The sequence below is a fragment of the Aeromonas eucrenophila genome (assembly GCF_000819865.1).
Lineage (GTDB): Bacteria > Pseudomonadota > Gammaproteobacteria > Enterobacterales > Aeromonadaceae > Aeromonas > Aeromonas eucrenophila.
In genome coordinates this window covers 284,225-300,331 of sequence record NZ_CDDF01000017.1, presented here as the reverse complement: position 1 = coordinate 300,331, position 16,107 = coordinate 284,225, and the positions used below count along the sequence as shown (strand labels likewise).

Annotated in this window: 11 protein-coding genes, 12 tRNA genes, 1 pseudogene and 1 riboswitch; of the genes and pseudogenes, 15 read left to right on the top strand and 9 right to left on the bottom strand. The window is 61.0% G+C overall.

Going from position 1 to position 16,107, the window contains the following annotated elements:
• The 5 genes and pseudogenes from BN1124_RS18475 to rsgA form a co-directional block, all read right to left on the bottom strand.
• The gene (locus BN1124_RS18475; protein ID WP_033129570.1) at positions 1–252 is read right to left on the bottom strand and encodes a DUF2960 domain-containing protein; all 252 of its coding nucleotides are present in this window, start codon (positions 250–252) and stop codon (positions 1–3) included.
• Positions 242–373 (bottom strand): annotated as a pseudogene (locus BN1124_RS21430) (VF530 family DNA-binding protein); the annotation flags it as partial. The pseudogene BN1124_RS21430 and the gene BN1124_RS18475, both read right to left, overlap by 11 nt.
• A complete protein-coding gene (locus BN1124_RS18470; protein ID WP_042644298.1) occupies positions 357–620 on the bottom strand; it encodes a VF530 family protein in 264 nt (87 codons plus the stop codon). The pseudogene BN1124_RS21430 and the gene BN1124_RS18470, both read right to left, overlap by 17 nt.
• Positions 617–1,489, bottom strand: a complete 873-nt coding sequence (gene asd, locus BN1124_RS18465; RefSeq protein WP_042644295.1) for an archaetidylserine decarboxylase — start codon at positions 1,487–1,489, stop codon at positions 617–619. Before asd ends, BN1124_RS18470 begins: the two co-directional genes overlap by 4 nt.
• A 36-nt stretch (positions 1,490–1,525) precedes the next feature.
• Positions 1,526–2,560 carry a small ribosomal subunit biogenesis GTPase RsgA gene (gene rsgA / locus BN1124_RS18460; protein ID WP_042644293.1) on the bottom strand — a complete coding sequence of 345 codons (1,035 nt, stop codon included), beginning with the start codon at positions 2,558–2,560 and terminating at the stop codon, positions 1,526–1,528.
• A 91-nt stretch (positions 2,561–2,651) separates the two neighbouring features.
• Here rsgA and orn point away from each other — a divergent pair, with 91 nt between their 5' ends.
• From orn to BN1124_RS18420, 8 genes are all read left to right on the top strand, one after another.
• Positions 2,652–3,197, top strand: a complete 546-nt coding sequence (gene orn, locus BN1124_RS18455; RefSeq protein WP_042644291.1) for an oligoribonuclease — start codon at positions 2,652–2,654, stop codon at positions 3,195–3,197.
• Between the two features lie 177 nt (positions 3,198–3,374).
• Positions 3,375–3,450, top strand: a tRNA-Gly gene (locus BN1124_RS18450).
• Positions 3,451–3,475: 25 nt separating this feature from the next.
• Positions 3,476–3,551, top strand: a tRNA-Gly gene (locus BN1124_RS18445).
• Between the two features lie 33 nt (positions 3,552–3,584).
• A tRNA-Gly gene (locus tag BN1124_RS18440) sits at positions 3,585–3,660 on the top strand.
• A 36-nt stretch (positions 3,661–3,696) separates the two neighbouring features.
• Positions 3,697–3,772: transfer RNA gene (locus BN1124_RS18435), tRNA-Gly, on the top strand.
• A 24-nt stretch (positions 3,773–3,796) separates the two neighbouring features.
• Positions 3,797–3,872, top strand: a tRNA-Gly gene (locus tag BN1124_RS18430).
• 36 nt (positions 3,873–3,908) lie between these two features.
• Positions 3,909–3,984, top strand: a tRNA-Gly gene (locus BN1124_RS18425).
• Between the two features lie 24 nt (positions 3,985–4,008).
• Positions 4,009–4,084 (top strand) — tRNA-Gly (locus BN1124_RS18420).
• Between the two features lie 272 nt (positions 4,085–4,356).
• On the opposite strand, the gene BN1124_RS18415 is transcribed toward BN1124_RS18420, so the two are convergent.
• The 3 genes from BN1124_RS18415 to BN1124_RS18405 form a co-directional block, all read right to left on the bottom strand.
• The gene (locus BN1124_RS18415; RefSeq protein WP_005327092.1) at positions 4,357–4,566 is read right to left on the bottom strand and encodes a cold-shock protein; all 210 of its coding nucleotides are present in this window, start codon (positions 4,564–4,566) and stop codon (positions 4,357–4,359) included.
• 292 nt (positions 4,567–4,858) lie between these two features.
• Positions 4,859–5,521: a LysM-like peptidoglycan-binding domain-containing protein gene (locus tag BN1124_RS18410; protein ID WP_042644286.1), complete on the bottom strand. Its 663-nt coding sequence runs from the start codon at positions 5,519–5,521 to the stop codon at positions 4,859–4,861.
• Between the two features lie 99 nt (positions 5,522–5,620).
• A complete protein-coding gene (locus tag BN1124_RS18405; protein ID WP_042644284.1) occupies positions 5,621–7,723 on the bottom strand; it encodes a methyl-accepting chemotaxis protein in 2,103 nt (700 codons plus the stop codon).
• A gap of 251 nt (positions 7,724–7,974) precedes the next feature.
• Here BN1124_RS18405 and gltX point away from each other — a divergent pair, with 251 nt between their 5' ends.
• The 6 genes from gltX to BN1124_RS18375 all read left to right on the top strand — a co-directional run bounded on the left by gltX (position 7,975) and on the right by BN1124_RS18375 (position 10,249).
• The gene (gene gltX / locus BN1124_RS18400) at positions 7,975–9,390 is read left to right on the top strand and encodes a glutamate--tRNA ligase (RefSeq protein ID WP_042644282.1); all 1,416 of its coding nucleotides are present in this window, start codon (positions 7,975–7,977) and stop codon (positions 9,388–9,390) included.
• A 273-nt stretch (positions 9,391–9,663) separates the two neighbouring features.
• Positions 9,664–9,739: transfer RNA gene (locus BN1124_RS18395), tRNA-Ala, on the top strand.
• A 28-nt stretch (positions 9,740–9,767) separates the two neighbouring features.
• Positions 9,768–9,843 (top strand) — tRNA-Ala (locus tag BN1124_RS18390).
• 64 nt (positions 9,844–9,907) lie between these two features.
• Positions 9,908–9,983, top strand: a tRNA-Ala gene (locus tag BN1124_RS18385).
• Between the two features lie 58 nt (positions 9,984–10,041).
• Positions 10,042–10,117, top strand: a tRNA-Ala gene (locus BN1124_RS18380).
• 56 nt (positions 10,118–10,173) lie between these two features.
• Positions 10,174–10,249 (top strand) — tRNA-Ala (locus tag BN1124_RS18375).
• A 148-nt stretch (positions 10,250–10,397) separates the two neighbouring features.
• Here the strand turns inward: BN1124_RS18375 and BN1124_RS18370 are convergent.
• Positions 10,398–12,548 (bottom strand): ExeM/NucH family extracellular endonuclease, encoded by a 2,151-nt coding sequence (locus tag BN1124_RS18370; protein ID WP_042644280.1) that lies wholly within the window; start codon positions 12,546–12,548, stop codon positions 10,398–10,400.
• A 294-nt stretch (positions 12,549–12,842) separates the two neighbouring features.
• A riboswitch (cyclic di-GMP riboswitch) is annotated at positions 12,843–12,925 on the top strand.
• Positions 12,926–13,039: 114 nt separating this feature from the next.
• On the opposite strand from BN1124_RS18370, the gene BN1124_RS18365 reads away from it, so the two are divergent.
• The gene (locus BN1124_RS18365) at positions 13,040–16,075 is read left to right on the top strand and encodes a glycosyl hydrolase family 18 protein (RefSeq protein WP_052445591.1); all 3,036 of its coding nucleotides are present in this window, start codon (positions 13,040–13,042) and stop codon (positions 16,073–16,075) included.
• Positions 16,076–16,107: the final 32 nt, after the last annotated feature.

Below are 16,107 nucleotides of genomic sequence, written 5' to 3'. Positions count from 1 at the left end.
TTACTCCTGACCATCCCGTTCGATGACGATGTTGGAGAAGCCCAGCTCCTTGAAGTAGTTCTCCCGGTAATCCTTCACGCTCTTCTTGTCGCGGCGGCAGACCTGGGCCAGCTGGGCCTCCATGGCGTGGAAGCTGGCCAGGTTGATCCCTTCGGCGGCGGCAATGGCATCGTAGATGCTGTTGAACTTGTCGTTGGCGTAGCCGATCTCTTTGGTCTTCTTGCCGTAGGTGTAGGTAATTTTAAACGCCATGGGGGTCTTCCTTCTTTTTCGCCTGCTTGCGCTGGACGTACAGGTAGAGGCTCTCGACCTTTTCCCGCGCCCAGGGGGTCTTGCGCAAGAACGTCAGGCTGGATTTAAACACTGTGGGATCCCGCCTGTTTCGCCTGCTTGCGCTGGACGTACAGATAGAGGCTCTCGACCTTTTCCCGAGCCCAGGGGGTTTTGCGCAAGAACTTCAGGCTGGACTTGATGCTGGGATCCTGGGTGAAGCAGCGGATGTCGATCTCCTTCCCGAGTTGTTCCCAGCCGTAGTGGGCCACCAGGGCGGTGACAATCGCCTCCAGGGTCAGCCCATGCAGTGGATTCTTCGGCTGCGAAGCGCTTTGTGGGTCACTCATTCTGCTGCAGCCAGCTTGGCGAAGGGTTGTCCCATGCGGGTGGTGACGCCGTTGGCCAGATGGGGCTCGAAGTCCGCCAGCATGCCGGGGCCAAACAGGCAGACGACGGTGCTGCCGAGCTTGAACAGGCCCATCTCTGCGCCTTTTTGCAGGGTGATGGCCTCATCGCCCTTATAGTCCCAGCGCACCACTTCCTTGTGTTTGGTCGGCGCTATGTTGCCGGCCCAGATGGTCTCGATGCTGGCGACTATGGTGGCACCGACCAGCACCAGTGCCATGGGGCCATGGGGGGTGCGGAAGGTGGCGACCACCCGTTCGTTGCGGGCGAACAGGTTGGGCACGTTCTCGGCGGTGAGCGGGTTGACGGAGAACAGATCCCCCGGCACGAACACCATGCTCTCCAGCACGCCGTCCAGCGGCATGTGGATGCGGTGGTAATCCTTGGGCGCCAGATAGATGGTGGCAAAGTCTCCGTCCTTGAACGGTGCCACCAGATCATCGAAGCCCCCCAGCAGCTCGCGGGCGCTGTAGTCGTGACCCTTGGCCTGGATGATGCGACCCTGATGGATGGGGCCGAGCTGGCTGACGGTGCCATCCACCGGCAGCGCCAGGGTCATGGCATCTTCCACCAGAGGGCGGATCCCCGGCTTGAGCTCGCGGGTGAAGAAGGCGTTGAAGCTCGAATAGTGGGCGGGGTCTTCGTGCAGGGCCTCGCTCATGTCGACCTGGTACTGCTTGATAAAGGCGGTGATCACCTTGGTGGTGAGGCTGCCGGCCTCGGCGGCCGCGAGCTTGCCCACCAGGCGGGAGACGGCGTGTTTGGGCAGGCAGTATTGACCGGCAATTTTCAGGTTGTCAGTGATGCTCATGATCTTCATCGACTTTATTAAAATGGGTTGATGGGGTCACAGCCGGGCTTGTTGCCGACCGTGGCGGGCTTCCTGCATGGTTTCCAGGATGCGGTGATAGTTGTGGAAGCGATCCGCGCTGATGGCGCCGCAGTCGACCGCCGCCCGCAGGGCGCAGCCGGGATCGTTCTTGTGGGTGCAGTCGCGGAACCGGCAGCCACCCAGGTAGTCACGAAACTCGACGAAGCACCAGGTGATGCGGTCGGCCTCAAGGTGCCAGAGCGCGAACTCGCGGATCCCGGGGGAGTCGATGAGATCGCCGCCGCTCGGGAAGTGATAGAGCCGCGCCGTGGTGGTGGTGTGCGTGCCGAGCCCCGAGTTTTCGGAGATCTCGCCGGTGAGCACATCCAGCCCCGGCATCAGGGCGTTGGTGAGGGACGACTTGCCCACCCCGGACTGGCCGACGAAGATGCTGATCTTGCCTTCGAACTGGGCCTTGAGCTCATCGAGCCCCTCGCCGCTCTCGCAGCTCACCAGGATCACCTGGTAGCCGAGTTTGCGGTAGGGGGCGAGCTGGCCCTCGATGCGGACGCGGGCGGCGTCATCGAGCATGTCGACCTTGTTCAGCACGATAAGCGGCTGGATCTCCACATCTTCTGCCGCGACCAGGTAGCGATCGACGATGTTGGTGGAGAACTCCGGCATCACCGCCGAGACGATGATGATCTGGTCGATGTTGGCGGCGATGGGTTTGACCCCGTCGTAGAAGTCGGGCCGGGTCAGCACCGAGTGGCGCGGATGCACCGCCTCGATGACGCCGGCGGTGGCGGCATTGAGACCGGGACGCCAGACCACCTTGTCACCGCACACCAGGCTGCTGATGCTGCTGCGGCGCAGATTGCTGCGGTGGATGGTGCCATCGACGGCTTCCACGTCCGCATGCTGACCGAAGCGGCTGATCACCACCCCCTCGATGGCCGGGCCAAACAGGGTGTCATCGACCACGGTACTGTGATCTTTTTGCAGCCGCCGTTCGCGGTTGGCCTGGACACGCCTTTGTTGACCCAGATTGAGTTTTGCTTTCTTTGCCACTCGATTCGCCAGTTTATGAACAGATCCAAAGCCAGTATGATACATGCAAATTGGCAAAATTCCGCCATTCCTCCCACTAGAGAGAGCAATCATGACAGTCAGCGAGCAGAACCTGGTATGGATCGACATGGAGATGACGGGTCTGGACCCCGAAGAGAACGTGGTACTGGAGATCGCCACCATAGTCACCGACAAGGATCTGAACGTGCTGGCACAGGGGCCCGTCATCGCCATCCACCAGAGCGATGCAGAGCTTGCCAAGATGGATGACTGGAACGTCAACACCCACACCAAGAGCGGTCTGGTGGCCAGGGTCAAGGCGAGTGAATATGACGAGGCACGCGCCGTGGCCGAGACGCTGGCGTTCATTCAAGAGTGGGTGCCGGAACGCACCAGCCCCCTGTGTGGCAACAGCATCGGCCAGGATCGCCGCTTCATGGTCAAGCACATGGCGGAGCTGGAGGCCTTCTTCCACTACCGCAACGTCGACGTCAGCACCATCAAGGAGCTGGTCCGTCGCTGGCAGCCAGAATTGCTGGATCAGTTCAAGAAGAGTGGCTCCCACCAGGCCCTTGACGACATCCGCGAATCCATCGCCGAGCTGCAGTTCTACCGCAGCCACGTCTTCAAAATCTGAGTTGCCGGCAAGGGCTTGGCATCCTCCGGTTGCTAAAATCGGCAGTTCGGACAGCTTTTGAGCGAACGGCCGCACAGTGACAAAAAAGCCCTTGCAATTGGAATGACTGCTCTTATAATTCGGCTCCCGTACAGTAGCGCAAGCAACCAAATGCTGTACGGCCGTTTTTAGGTAGTTGCGGGAATAGCTCAGTTGGTAGAGCACGACCTTGCCAAGGTCGGGGTCGCGAGTTCGAGTCTCGTTTCCCGCTCCAAAAAATTTGCCGATGATATTCCGATGCGGGAATAGCTCAGTTGGTAGAGCACGACCTTGCCAAGGTCGGGGTCGCGAGTTCGAGTCTCGTTTCCCGCTCCAATCATCAGCAAGCACCTCAAGACAATCTATGTTGCGGGAATAGCTCAGTTGGTAGAGCACGACCTTGCCAAGGTCGGGGTCGCGAGTTCGAGTCTCGTTTCCCGCTCCAATGCTTTTAGTTAGATTCTGTAGATGATATTCCGATGCGGGAATAGCTCAGTTGGTAGAGCACGACCTTGCCAAGGTCGGGGTCGCGAGTTCGAGTCTCGTTTCCCGCTCCAATCATGTGCAGAAGACATCCTGTTGCGGGAATAGCTCAGTTGGTAGAGCACGACCTTGCCAAGGTCGGGGTCGCGAGTTCGAGTCTCGTTTCCCGCTCCAATACTTTTAGTACGATTTTGCAGATGATATTCCGTTGCGGGAATAGCTCAGTTGGTAGAGCACGACCTTGCCAAGGTCGGGGTCGCGAGTTCGAGTCTCGTTTCCCGCTCCAATCATGTGCAGAAGACATCCTGTTGCGGGAATAGCTCAGTTGGTAGAGCACGACCTTGCCAAGGTCGGGGTCGCGAGTTCGAGTCTCGTTTCCCGCTCCAATCTCTCTTCGTAGTATCACCAGTCTTTTTATCCCCTTGAATTGATTCCGTATCGCGCCGCGATGCTTCGTCGTATCCGCTTGTCAGCACCTGTGCAGGTTTCCCGTTATTATTCTCGGTCCATCGGCTAGCGCGGCGCTGGAGTTGTGATCCAGCCTGGTTTCTTGGGGAAGGGGGGCGAAACGGCGAAGGCTCGCCTGATACGAGGGGGGGGGGAATGGCAGGCAAAAAATAGGAGGAGCAGTCTCCTCCTACTGGTTCACTGGCGCGGCTTAGAGCAGGGTCACGTTCTCAGCCTGAGGGCCTTTCTTGCCCTGGGTCACGGTGAACTGGACTTTTTGGCCTTCAGCCAGGGTTTTGAAACCAGTGCTCTGGATGGAGGAGAAGTGAACGAAAACGTCCGGTCCCTGGGATTGCTCGATGAAGCCAAAACCCTTGGTTTCGTTGAACCATTTTACTTGGCCGGTGCGAATGTCAGACATGTGGTAAGTCCTATCTATAACAAAATGAAACTAACGCCTTGTTGGGCAGCATTTGCCTAGAATCCAGGGGTCTACCCATGACTGACCACGTCAATTTGTCCCAGTAGCATGTAGTACAATCCCTGTCTAAAGCACAATCGATTGTACTGAAGCCCGATCCCTTGTCAATTTGGCACTTTTCATTTTTTGAGCGAGCTAAAACTATTGCGAAGTCAGCGGCTTGTTTCAGGCTGTGGCTCAAAAAAACGGGAGGCGCCAGGCCTCCCGTTTCATTGCGTCATCGCCGGCGGTTTCACTCCTTGAGCGCGAAGCCTTCACCCTGGCGATCGTAGCGATAATTCACCTGACCGAAGGAGCGGATCTCGACCCGCTGGATGCGGCGACCCGCGTCCACCAATACGAACACCGACTTGCCGGATTGCAACCGGGTCAGGGGCCTGTCCGGTCCCTCGATGGCGATCAGCCGGCTGAGCTCGGCGCCGGGCAGCTCGAACTTGCGGAAGATGGAGTAGAGGGTCTCGCCGGCCTGCACATCGTGTTGCAACCAGGTGCCGTCAACCTTCTCTTCCACCGGCTTGGCGGCGACCGGCGCACTGCCGGTGTTGCCATTGCCCACGGTCAGGGCCTGGGTCGGCACGGCCAGGGGCACGGCGAGGGAGCCGGACGGTGCGGCGGCGGGCACCGTGGGGGCGGGATCCCAGGCAAGCACCAGCAGCCAGAGCGGGATCAGGATCAGCAGCCCTATGGTGTTCTTGCGCGGCAGCGGGCTGGCCAGCTTGAAGGACGTCGTTCTGGCTTCCTTGTTGCGCAGGCCACTCATGCCTTGCCCGAGGCGCTGACGCAGGGGCAGGGTGGCGGCATTGATACGATGGAGCAGGGTTCCTTGTGATTCGTCTTGGTGACGCTGCTGGGCTCGTCTGTTATGGCCACGTGGGCGACGGTCCGGGGTGGGCACGGCATTTACCTCTCACTACATTGCCTGCCATCAGGCAAATATGCCGCCTATGGTAAACGGACTCGCCCCCGAGGGGGAGAGCCCTGATGATGAAAATTATCAGCTGAGACGAAATTGTCCGAGCAATTGCTGTAAACGCTCGGCCGCCTGGCGCAAGGCTTGGCTGGCTTTGGCCGTATTGGTCGCATCTTCGGCGATGTCGTTGGCCAGTGCGTTGGTTTTTGACAGATTGCCGGAGACGGTCTCGGAAACCGAGCTCTGCTCCTCGGCGGCGGAGGCGATCTGGTAGGTCATGTCGTTGATGGTGGCAATGGCCTGGAAGATGCTGTCCAGCGCCGCCTCCGCCAAGTCTGCCTCACCCACCGCCTGATGGGTCAGCTGCTGGCTCTGCTGGATGGCGTTGACCGCATTGGCCGAGCTGTGGCGGATCTTCTCGATCAGCTCCTGGGTATTCTGCACCGCCTGCTGGGTGTTGCCCGCCAGCTTGCGCACCTCGTCCGCCACCACGGCGAAGCCGCGGCCCTGCTCGCCGGCTCGGGCCGCCTCGATGGCGGCGTTGAGCGCCAGCAGGTTGGTCTGGTCGGCGATGCCCTGAATGACAGTCAGTATGCTGGTGATCTGCTCGCTGTCGTGGGCCAGCCCCTCGACCACCTCGGCGCCCTTGCCCGATTCGGCCGCGACCCTGTGCATGGACTGGATCACCTGCTGGAAGCGCACCTTGCCCTGATCCGCCGCCCCCTGAGCCTGCTTGGCGGAGTCGGCGGTGTTGTTGGCGTGGGTCGCCACCTCCTGGCTGACGTAGGACATCTCCTGCACCGCGGTCAGCATCTGCTCCATCTCCGCCTGGTGATGCTGCAGGTTGGTGTCGGTCTGGCCGGCGATACGGTCGGTGTCACCGGCGTGGCGATGGACCTCGCTCGCTGTCTTCTGTACATCCCCCAGCAGCACCTGCAACTTGTCGATGAAGCGGTTGATGCCGCGGGCCAGGGCCCCCAGCTCATCTTTGGACTGGGTATTGAGGCGTTTGGTGAGGTCCCCCTCCCCATCGGCGATGTCATCTACCAGGCTCACCATCTGGCGGATGGGGCCCGTGATGCTGCGGGCGATCACCAGCATGGTGGCGAGCGCCAACACCAGCACCAGCAGTGCGCCGACCAGTTGCTGGGTCATGGCGGAGCGGTTCATGTCGGCGAGCTGGGCCTCCAGTTGATCGGCACCGGCCAGCACCACCTTGTAGGGCAGGGTGACGATGATGGCCCAGTTACGGCTCATGCCCGGTACCGCGATGGGCACCGAGATGCGAAACGCATCGGTGAGCTCCTGGCGCTGCACTTCCGGCTTGAGGTATTGCTGCCAGCCATCGCCGAGCAGCTTGTCGGCGCGGCTGCCGAGCAGGCTGGCATCGCCGCTGGTGCCGGTGATGACGCCGGCGGCGCTGACGATCAGGGTCTCCCCCTTGCCGTCATAGATGTTGCTGTTGAGGGACTGGGCCTGCCGGCTGATGGAGTCCACCGCCAGATCCAGCGCGGCGACCCCCTTGAACTGGCCATCCACCAGGATGGGGGTGGTGATGGTGCTCACCAGCACCTGCTGGCCGTTGATGTCCACCTTGAAGGGGTCGATGAGGCAGGAGCGGCCTTCCCATTTCGGACAGGCGTAGTAGTCGTTGGCCGGGTTGCCGAACTCGTCCGCATCGCCCTTCTCGATGGAGAGCAGCAGGTCTGTGCCTATGCCATCCTTGTCGCGGTAGAAGTAGGGCACGAAGCGCCCCTGGCTGTCGCTGCCGAGCGCCGTCTGGCCGGCGAAGGTGGCGTCTTGGCCGTCGAAGCCATTGGGCTCGAAACCGGCGAAGGTGCCATACAGCTGGGGCTCGAGGGCTAGCTGCGCCTTGAGCAGGTCGGTGGCCTGCTGGCGATCCAGCGGCAGCTTGCCCGCTTGCTGTAGGGCGAAGACGCTGGCCATCTGCTGGGTGTAGGAGAGTCCCTTTTGCAGCAACTGGGTGATGGTGGCGGCCTCGGCACGGGCATTGGCGCTCACCTTCTGCCAGGCCTCCTGTTGCAGGGCGGCGCGACTGGAGCTGATGGTCAGCTGCTGGGTCTGTTTGCCGGAATATTGGTTCAGCAGGATCAGGATGACCAGGGCCGTGGTCATGGCGATCCCCGCCATCACCAGGATGCGATTCTGAATAGAACGAAACTGCATCTTGCGTTCCTTGTAACGTAGAAAGTTGTTTGAATTATCGGCAGGGCGGGAGATCTCTCCAGCAATCTTGTCTAGCTAAGCGGAAAAAGAGGGAAACTTTTGCGATCCCACTCAAAAATAGTGGTCTTTACCGGATCCAGGCCTATTTTAGGCTCTGCGGCGCCATGGTTTTCCCATCCGGGTTTCTCGGTGCTAAAATGCGACGGTTTTTTTAATGAATTGGCCCAAGGCCCTCTACACAAGGCTTAAAGATGAAAGTCAAAACCCGTTTTGCTCCCAGCCCGACCGGCTTCTTGCATGTCGGCGGTGCCCGTACCGCACTCTATTCCTGGTTGTTTGCGAAGAGCCAGGGCGGTGAGTTCGTGCTGCGTATCGAGGATACCGATCTGGAACGTTCCACTCAGGAGGCGATCGACGCCATCATTGAGGGCATGGAATGGCTGGAGCTGAACTGGGATGAGGGCCCCTACTACCAGACCAAGCGCTTCGATCGCTACAACGGCATCATCGACGAGATGCTGGCGGACGGCCGTGCCTACAAGTGCTTCTGCTCCAAGGAGCGCCTGGAAGCGCTGCGTGAAGGCCAGATGGCCAGCGGCGAGAAGCCGCGTTATGACGGCAAGTGCCGCGATGCGGCCCACAATCACCCGGCCGATGCGCCCCACGTCATTCGCTTCCGCAACCCGACCGAAGGCTCTGTGGTGTTCGACGACCACGTCCGTGGCCGCATCGAGTTTGCCAACACCGAGCTCGACGATCTCATCATCCGCCGCACCGACGGCGCCCCCACCTACAACTTCTGCGTGGTGGTGGACGACTGGGACATGGAGATCACCCACGTGGTGCGTGGCGAAGACCACATCAACAACACCCCGCGTCAGATCAACATCTACAAGGCTCTGAACGCACCCGTGCCGGAGTTTGCCCACGTCTCCATGATCCTGGGTGACGACGGTGCCAAGCTGTCCAAGCGCCACGGCGCCGTGTCCGTGATGCAGTACCGCGACGACGGCTACCTGCCGGAAGCGCTGCTGAACTATCTGGTGCGCCTGGGCTGGTCCCACGGCGATCAGGAGATCTTCAGCCTGGACGAGATGATCAAACTGTTCAGTCTGGATGCCATCTCCAAGTCCGCCTCCGCCTTCAACACCGACAAGCTGCTGTGGCTGAACAACCACTACATGCGCAGCCAGGATCCGGCTCATGTCGCCAAGTATCTGGAGTGGCACATGGCCGCCCAGAACATCGACACCAGCAAGGGCCCGGCCTTGTCTGACGTGGTGACCCTGCTGGCCGAGCGCTGCAACACCCTGGTGGAGGTGGCTGCCCAGAGCCGCTACCTGTTCGAGGAGTACGAGGCGCTCGACGAAGCCGCCGCCAAGAAGCACCTGCGCGGTGTGGCCGCCGAGCCCCTGACCCTGGCCAAGACCAAGCTGGCCGCCCTGGAGACCTGGACCACAGAAGCGCTGCACGAGCTGATTGAAGCCACTGCCGCCGAGCTGGGGCAGGGCATGGGCAAGGTCGGTATGCCGCTGCGCGTCGCCGTCACCGGCCTCGGTCAGTCTCCTGCCATCGACGCCGTGATGGCGCTGGTTGGCAAGGAGCGAGTGCTCGCCCGCATCGATCGCGCCCTGGCGTATATCGAAGCGCGCATGGCTGCCGAGTAATCTCGCAGCAGGTCAGTCTTCCCAGGTGGCTGAACAAGCCGCTGTGAATGACTCAAAAGGGCTCCCGAACGGGGGCCCTTCGTTTTTGAGCCTCAGTCGGATTTGTGACATAAAACAGGGAGATAGCGACGAGGTTGGTGGTAAAAACAACGAACTGCCTGAATTTTGACTAAACGCTCCGGCCGGTGGTATTTTAGGGTTGACAGCAAAGCGGGTGATGACTAATATGCGCCTCCGTTGCCAGAGATAACTTTGGTAGCGCCGAGGTGAGTTGGGGTTATAGCTCAGCTGGGAGAGCGCTTGCATGGCATGCAAGAGGTCCGCGGTTCGATCCCGCGTAGCTCCACCAAATTCTCCTCGAACAATCTGGAATCCAAGGGGTTATAGCTCAGCTGGGAGAGCGCTTGCATGGCATGCAAGAGGTCCGCGGTTCGATCCCGCGTAGCTCCACCAGGTTCCAAATTGACAATGCAGTACCCAGGGCAGTGCGGTGTGTATCACCCAGGCCGACTTTTGTGGGGTTATAGCTCAGCTGGGAGAGCGCTTGCATGGCATGCAAGAGGTCCGCGGTTCGATCCCGCGTAGCTCCACCACTATTTCGCAGTGAGGCAACCGGATACCAGAACCGATTGTCTAAAGAGTAAAGATTTCGGGGTTATAGCTCAGCTGGGAGAGCGCTTGCATGGCATGCAAGAGGTCCGCGGTTCGATCCCGCGTAGCTCCACCACTATTTAGCAATGAGGCAGCCGGCCGCCAGAACCGGTTGTTTAAAAAGAAGAATTTGGGGTTATAGCTCAGCTGGGAGAGCGCTTGCATGGCATGCAAGAGGTCCGCGGTTCGATCCCGCGTAGCTCCACCAAATACTGAAGGCCACCGTTATCGCGGTGGCCTTTTTGTTTGTTCATGCATTTGTTTTTTCATGGCTAACGCCTCTTCATTTACAAATCAAATGGCCTAAATGAAAAAGCCCGCGACTGTCGCGGGCTTTTTTCGTTATTCAGAGCGAGTTATGAGGTGTGTCGGCGACGCCAGGCCAGGGGCAGCAGGGCCAGCAGCAGGGCACCCATGGCACCGCCACCGCCGCCCTTGCTCTCTTCCTGCAACTTGAGGTCGACGATGATGGGATCGTGATCCGAGGCGCTGAACGGGTTGTCGGACTTGATCATGTCGCCGGTGAAGCCACGCCCGTACTCGAACAGGTTGCTCTCGTAGGAGTTGATGTGCCAGTCGGCGACCGCGATCACTCGCTTGGCCAGCGCCGGGTTGGCGAGGGCGTAGTCCAGGGTGCCGAGCTCGGCCTCATAGCTGTAGGAGATGGCCTTGGCCTGATTGAACTTGACGTTCAGGTCCACCAGACCATAGCTCTTACCCACTTCCTGGCCTACTTGCTCGTAAGCCTGCTCGCCGAGGAAGGTGTGGGAGGCGGAGCGGATCTTGCGATCGCTGCTGGCTGGCGCGTAGTCGGTCAGCACCCGGATCGGGTCTTCCTTGGCGTAGGAGTTGAAGTCCCCCACCAGCAGCACCTGGCCCGGCAGCTTGTTCACCGCTTCCCCCAGCACCTTGGCGGCGCTGACCCGGAACTCGGTGCACTTGCCCTGCAGATCCGCAGGCTCGGTCTTGCCATCGCCATTCTCGTAGCAGCCAGAACCCTTGGATTTCAGGTGGTTGACCACCAGGGTGAGCGGCTCGTTGCCACCCGCCACCGTGAAGCTCTGCACCAGGGAGTCACGCTGGCCGGCGGTCTTGGCGACGCCACCTGTGATGTAGCGCTGCTCGGGCAGCTGGATCACGCTGGCATCGCCGCTCGGGGTCAGCTTGGCCGGACGGTAGATCATGGCCACCATGATGGCGTCGCCACCGAAGAAGCGCTCCTGACCGAGCAGGGCCTTGGGCAGGCTGACGAAGGCATAGTGCTGGCTGACGTCTTTTTGCTGGGCGTTCAGGCTCTTGACCAAGTCACTGATGGCGGAGTGATCGTCGAAGCCGTTGTTCTCCATCTCCATCAGGCCGAGCAGATCTGCGTCCATCTCGCTGATGGCGTTGACTATCTTGGTGCGCTGCTGCTGGAAGTCGGTCAGATCCTTGGCGCCGCGGTTGCAGCCCTTGGCGCTGTCCGCATCCGCCTGATCCTTGCAGAGCACGTTGAGGGCGCCGCCCACGCTGGAGTGGCTGGTGAAGTAGTTGAGCACGTTGAAGCTGCCGATGCGCAGGTCAGTGCCGGCGGTGCGGGCTGGGGCGCTCTGGCGATCGTTGTCATCGGTGCGCAGCAGATCCCCGACCGTGATGGCCTGCTCTTTTGGCACTATCAGCCGGTATTCGTCATAGCTGTAGCCGACCAGGGCCTCCAGGTTGACCGGTGCGTCACCGACGCGCAGGTAACCTTGCTCCGGCTCCCAGGCCGGCAGCCAGGGCAGCTTGCCATCGGCCGCCTTGAAGTCGGATTCGAGGAATACCCGGTTGCCCGCATTGGCCTCTGCCAGTGCCTTGGCTTCGTCGCTGCTGGCCACATGCAGCTGGGTCGGCTTCATCAGCGGTGCCAGGTGGGAGAGCACCAGGTTGTTGCGTCTGGCGGCGTAGTCGTAGCTGAAGTTGCGGCTGATCTTCAGCTCGCTGCCGGCATCGAGCCGCACTCGCATCCCCTCGTGGCGCTCCAGCGCCCGGGCCAGGGTTTCCCCCTCCAGCACCCGCAACGGCACGGCGGCGGGGGCAGCGCCCTGTGCCAGCACCTGCAGACGCGCAGCGCTGCCGTCGAAGACGGGTTTGAGCTGGGTGTAGCCGTAATACTCCGCTACCTTGGCTTCCAGGCAGACCACGGCACCCGGCTTGATGTCCGGGTACTTGGTCGCGAAGTTCTTGTCGTTCAGGAAGACGAAGACGCCGTCCGAGGTCTGGGGATCGCCATCTCCCTGCAGGTCCTGCAGGTAGAAGCCCTTGTTCAGGCTCTCGCCGAGGGCGGAGACCACGGCCTTGACCGAGACGCTCTGGGTGCTTTCAAACAGATCGTCCGGGATGAACGGACTCTTGTCGCCATTGCCTTGAATGGCGGGGATGGGGGTGAGGGCATTGTCGGCCGGGCAACTGAAGCCGGCGGCATAGACAGACGGGGACGCAAGGGCGAGCCCCACGGCCAGTGACAGTAGGGTAGGTGTTCCTTTCATGGGTATTCCTTTTTTATTTTTGCCAGTGTTTCCATAGCCTTGGCGCCTTGACCAAGGGCGCGCATTGTCACATTTCTGGCAGTTCATACCAGTGAGCCAACGCACATTATGGGGAGACAAAAGAGGCCTATTCCATTTATTTGATCTGGCTAACAAGTTGAAATAACTGATAAATGTGTCACTTGCCGCGAGAGAGAATACTGTGATCCCGTCGGCGTTTACATATTTCTCTTCGAGAACAAAGATTGAGCATCTGCGACTTGCTTCCTATACTCGCCCTGTTCCTCACGGAACCCAGGTAAAGGGCAAACCGGCAGTGATGCTGGGACGCAAAGCCTCCGATCTGTCCATCCGGGCCAGATAGCGGGGCTTCCCCGGGTGACATGAGGGTATGTGGCCCGTCCATGGCCTGTCGTCGACCCTTTCTCGCCTGTTGCTGTTGCGCTTTGCTCGGTCTTATAAAGCCAAGACAAAACAAGGAAGATAAAACAATGCAACAGACCCTCAGGCCCAGCAGGCTCGCCATGCTGGTTGCCCTCGCGGCCATGCCCGCCTGGGCGCACGCCGCCTATCCCGCCTACCAGGCTGGCACCGCCTACAAGGCTGGCGATGTCGTCAGCAACGTCGGCAACCTCTACGAATGCAAAGAATTCCCCTACTCCGGCTGGTGCGGCGCCTCGCCCTACCACTATGCCCCCGGCGTTGGTGCTGTCTGGGCCGATGCCTGGAAACCCTTCAGCGACGGTGGCACCGCGCCGGCCCTTGGGCTCGCCATCAGCTCGCCCGTCGTTGGTAGCGCTTTCAACGAAGGCGCCCCGGTGGCCCTGGCGGTGAGCCTGAGCGGCAACAGCAGCGCCCTGGTCAAGGTCGAGTACCTGATCGACGGCGCACAAGTGGCGGTGAGCAGCGCAGCCCCCTGGTCGGCGAACTGGACCGCCAGCGGTGTCGGCACCCATCAGCTGAAATCTCGTGGGCTGGACAAGGATGGCAAGGTATTGAGCGAGGCCAGCGCCAGCTTCAATGTCAACGCCGTGGTGGCGCCAGAGGCGCCCAAGGTGAGCATCGGCAGCCCGGCCGCTGGCGCCAAGCTGACCCTGGGCCGCGCCGCCACCGTGACGGCGAATGTGACCGACGCCAACAACGACGTGGCCAGGGTAGAGCTCTTTGTGAATGGCCAGAAGGTGGGTGAAGACAGCAGCGCTCCCTGGCAACTGAGCTGGACGCCGCAGAACAAGGGCCTCACCGGTCTCAAGCTGGTGGCCACCGACAAGGCCAACCTGGTCGGTGAATCGAGCCAGGTGGATGTGCAGGTGGAAGAGGCCGCGCTGCCGCCCACCGGTGGCAACCTCTCCTGCGACGTGCGCCAGGTCTACCGCGCCGATGGCAGCGAGTGTATGGGGGATGACCATGCCCGCCGCGTCATCGGCTACTTCACCTCCTGGCGCACCGGCAAGAACGGCCTGCCCGCCTACCTGGTCAGCGACATTCCCTGGGACAAGATCACCCACATCAACTATGCGTTCGCCGGGGTGGACGAACAGAGCCACCTGATCAAGGTGGACGACGCCGCCACCAAGATGGCCTGGCAGGGCATTCCGGGCGCCGAGATGGATCCGGAGTTCGCCTATCAGGGTCACTTCAACCTGCTCTCCAAGTACAAGAAGCAGTATCCGGACGTGAAGACGCTGATCTCTGTGGGGGGCTGGGCCGATACCCGCGGCTTCTACACCGCCACCACCAAGGGTGACTGCTCGGTGAACACCGCCGGCATCAACGCCTTCGCCGACTCGGCGGTGGGCTTCATCCGCCAGTACGGCTTCGACGGGGTGGACGTGGACTATGAGTACCCCACCTCCATGAAGGACGCGGGCAACCCGAACGACTTCCCGCTCTCCAACCAGTGCCGCGCCAAGCTGTTTGCCAACTACGAGGTGCTGATGAAGACCCTGCGTACGCGGCTCGACAGCGCCGGCACCGAGGATGGCCGCAAGTACATGCTGACCATCGCCTCGCCGGCGTCGGCCTACCTGCTGCGCGGCATGGAGAACTTCCAGGTCACCCAGTACCTGGATTACGTCAACCTGATGACCTATGACTTCCACGGTGCCTGGAACAACTTCGTGGCCCACAACGCCGCGCTGTTCGACAACAAGGCGGATCCCGAGCTGGCCCAGTGGGGTGTCTACAGCCAGGCCCAATACGGCGCCATCGGCTACCTGAACTCGGCCTGGGCGGCCCACTACTTCCGTGGCGCCCTGGCGGCCGGCAAGATCAACATTGGTGTGCCTTATTACACCCGTGGCTGGCAAGGGGTGACAGGTGGTACCCATGGTCTCAACGGCAAGGCGGCCCTGCCGAGCCAGAGCAACTGCCAACCGGGCACAGGTGGCAGCACCATCCCCTGCGGTAACGGGGCGGTCGGTATCGACAACATCTGGCACGATCTGGACAAGAACGGCAACGAAGTCGGCGCCGGTGCCGTGCCCATGTGGCACGCCAAGAACCTGGAGCACTCGGCCAGCCTTGGCATCACTACCCTGCCGAGCTATGGCACCGCCTGGGGTCTGGATCCCAACAAGCCAGCTGACGTGATCCAGGGCAAGTACGTGCGTTACTACGACGACAAGGCGCAGGCGCCTTGGCTGTGGAACGAAGAGAAGAAGGTGTTCCTCTCCACCGAGGATGAAGAGTCCATGGGTCACAAGCTGGACTACATCGTCAAGCGCGGTCTGGGGGGCGTCATGTTCTGGGAGATGGCGGGGGACTATGCGTTCGATCCGGCCAAGAACGAGTATGTGATGGGCAGCACGCTCACCAGCCTGGCCTATGAGAAGTTCAGGACGGCGAGCAAGGCGAACCTGAAGCAGAACGATCTGCCGGCACCGGTGGCTCAGCTCGACATCGGCGTGAGCCTGACCGGCTTCAAGGAAGGGGATTCGAACTACCCGATCAACCCCACGCTCAAACTGACGAACAAGTCGACCCAGACCATTCCGGGCGGGACCCGCATCGAGTTTCTGGTGCCCACCTCCACCTCTGACATCATCACGGATCAGAGCGGCATGGGCCTGACCGTGGTCGAGAGCGGCGGCAACCAGAACTCCGACGGCATCGCCAACGAGAAGGACTTCCACAAGGTAGCCATGACGCTGCCGACCTGGAAGGCCTGGACACCGGGCTCCGACGTGGAAGTGGCCATGACCTACTACCTGCCGGCGGCGGGTGTGCCGAGCGGCATACGCCTCGTCAGCGGCAGCCAGACCATAGGCCTGAAGTCCGACTTCCCGGCCCTGGCCGAGGCGGTGCTGGGCAGCGGCGGCGGTGATGGCGGTACAGGTGGCACGACTTGCAGCAGCCAGAACGTCAAACCGGCCGACTACAATGCCTACCCGGCTTGGCCGCGCGGGGATCACGCCAACGGCCAGGATCGCATGACCAACAACAAGGCGGTGTGGCAGGCAAACTGGTGGACCAGCAGCGAGCCCAAGGCGGGCGACGGCAGCTGGAAGCTGGTATGTAACTACTGATATGACGAAGCGGCATCTTTCTGATGCCATCT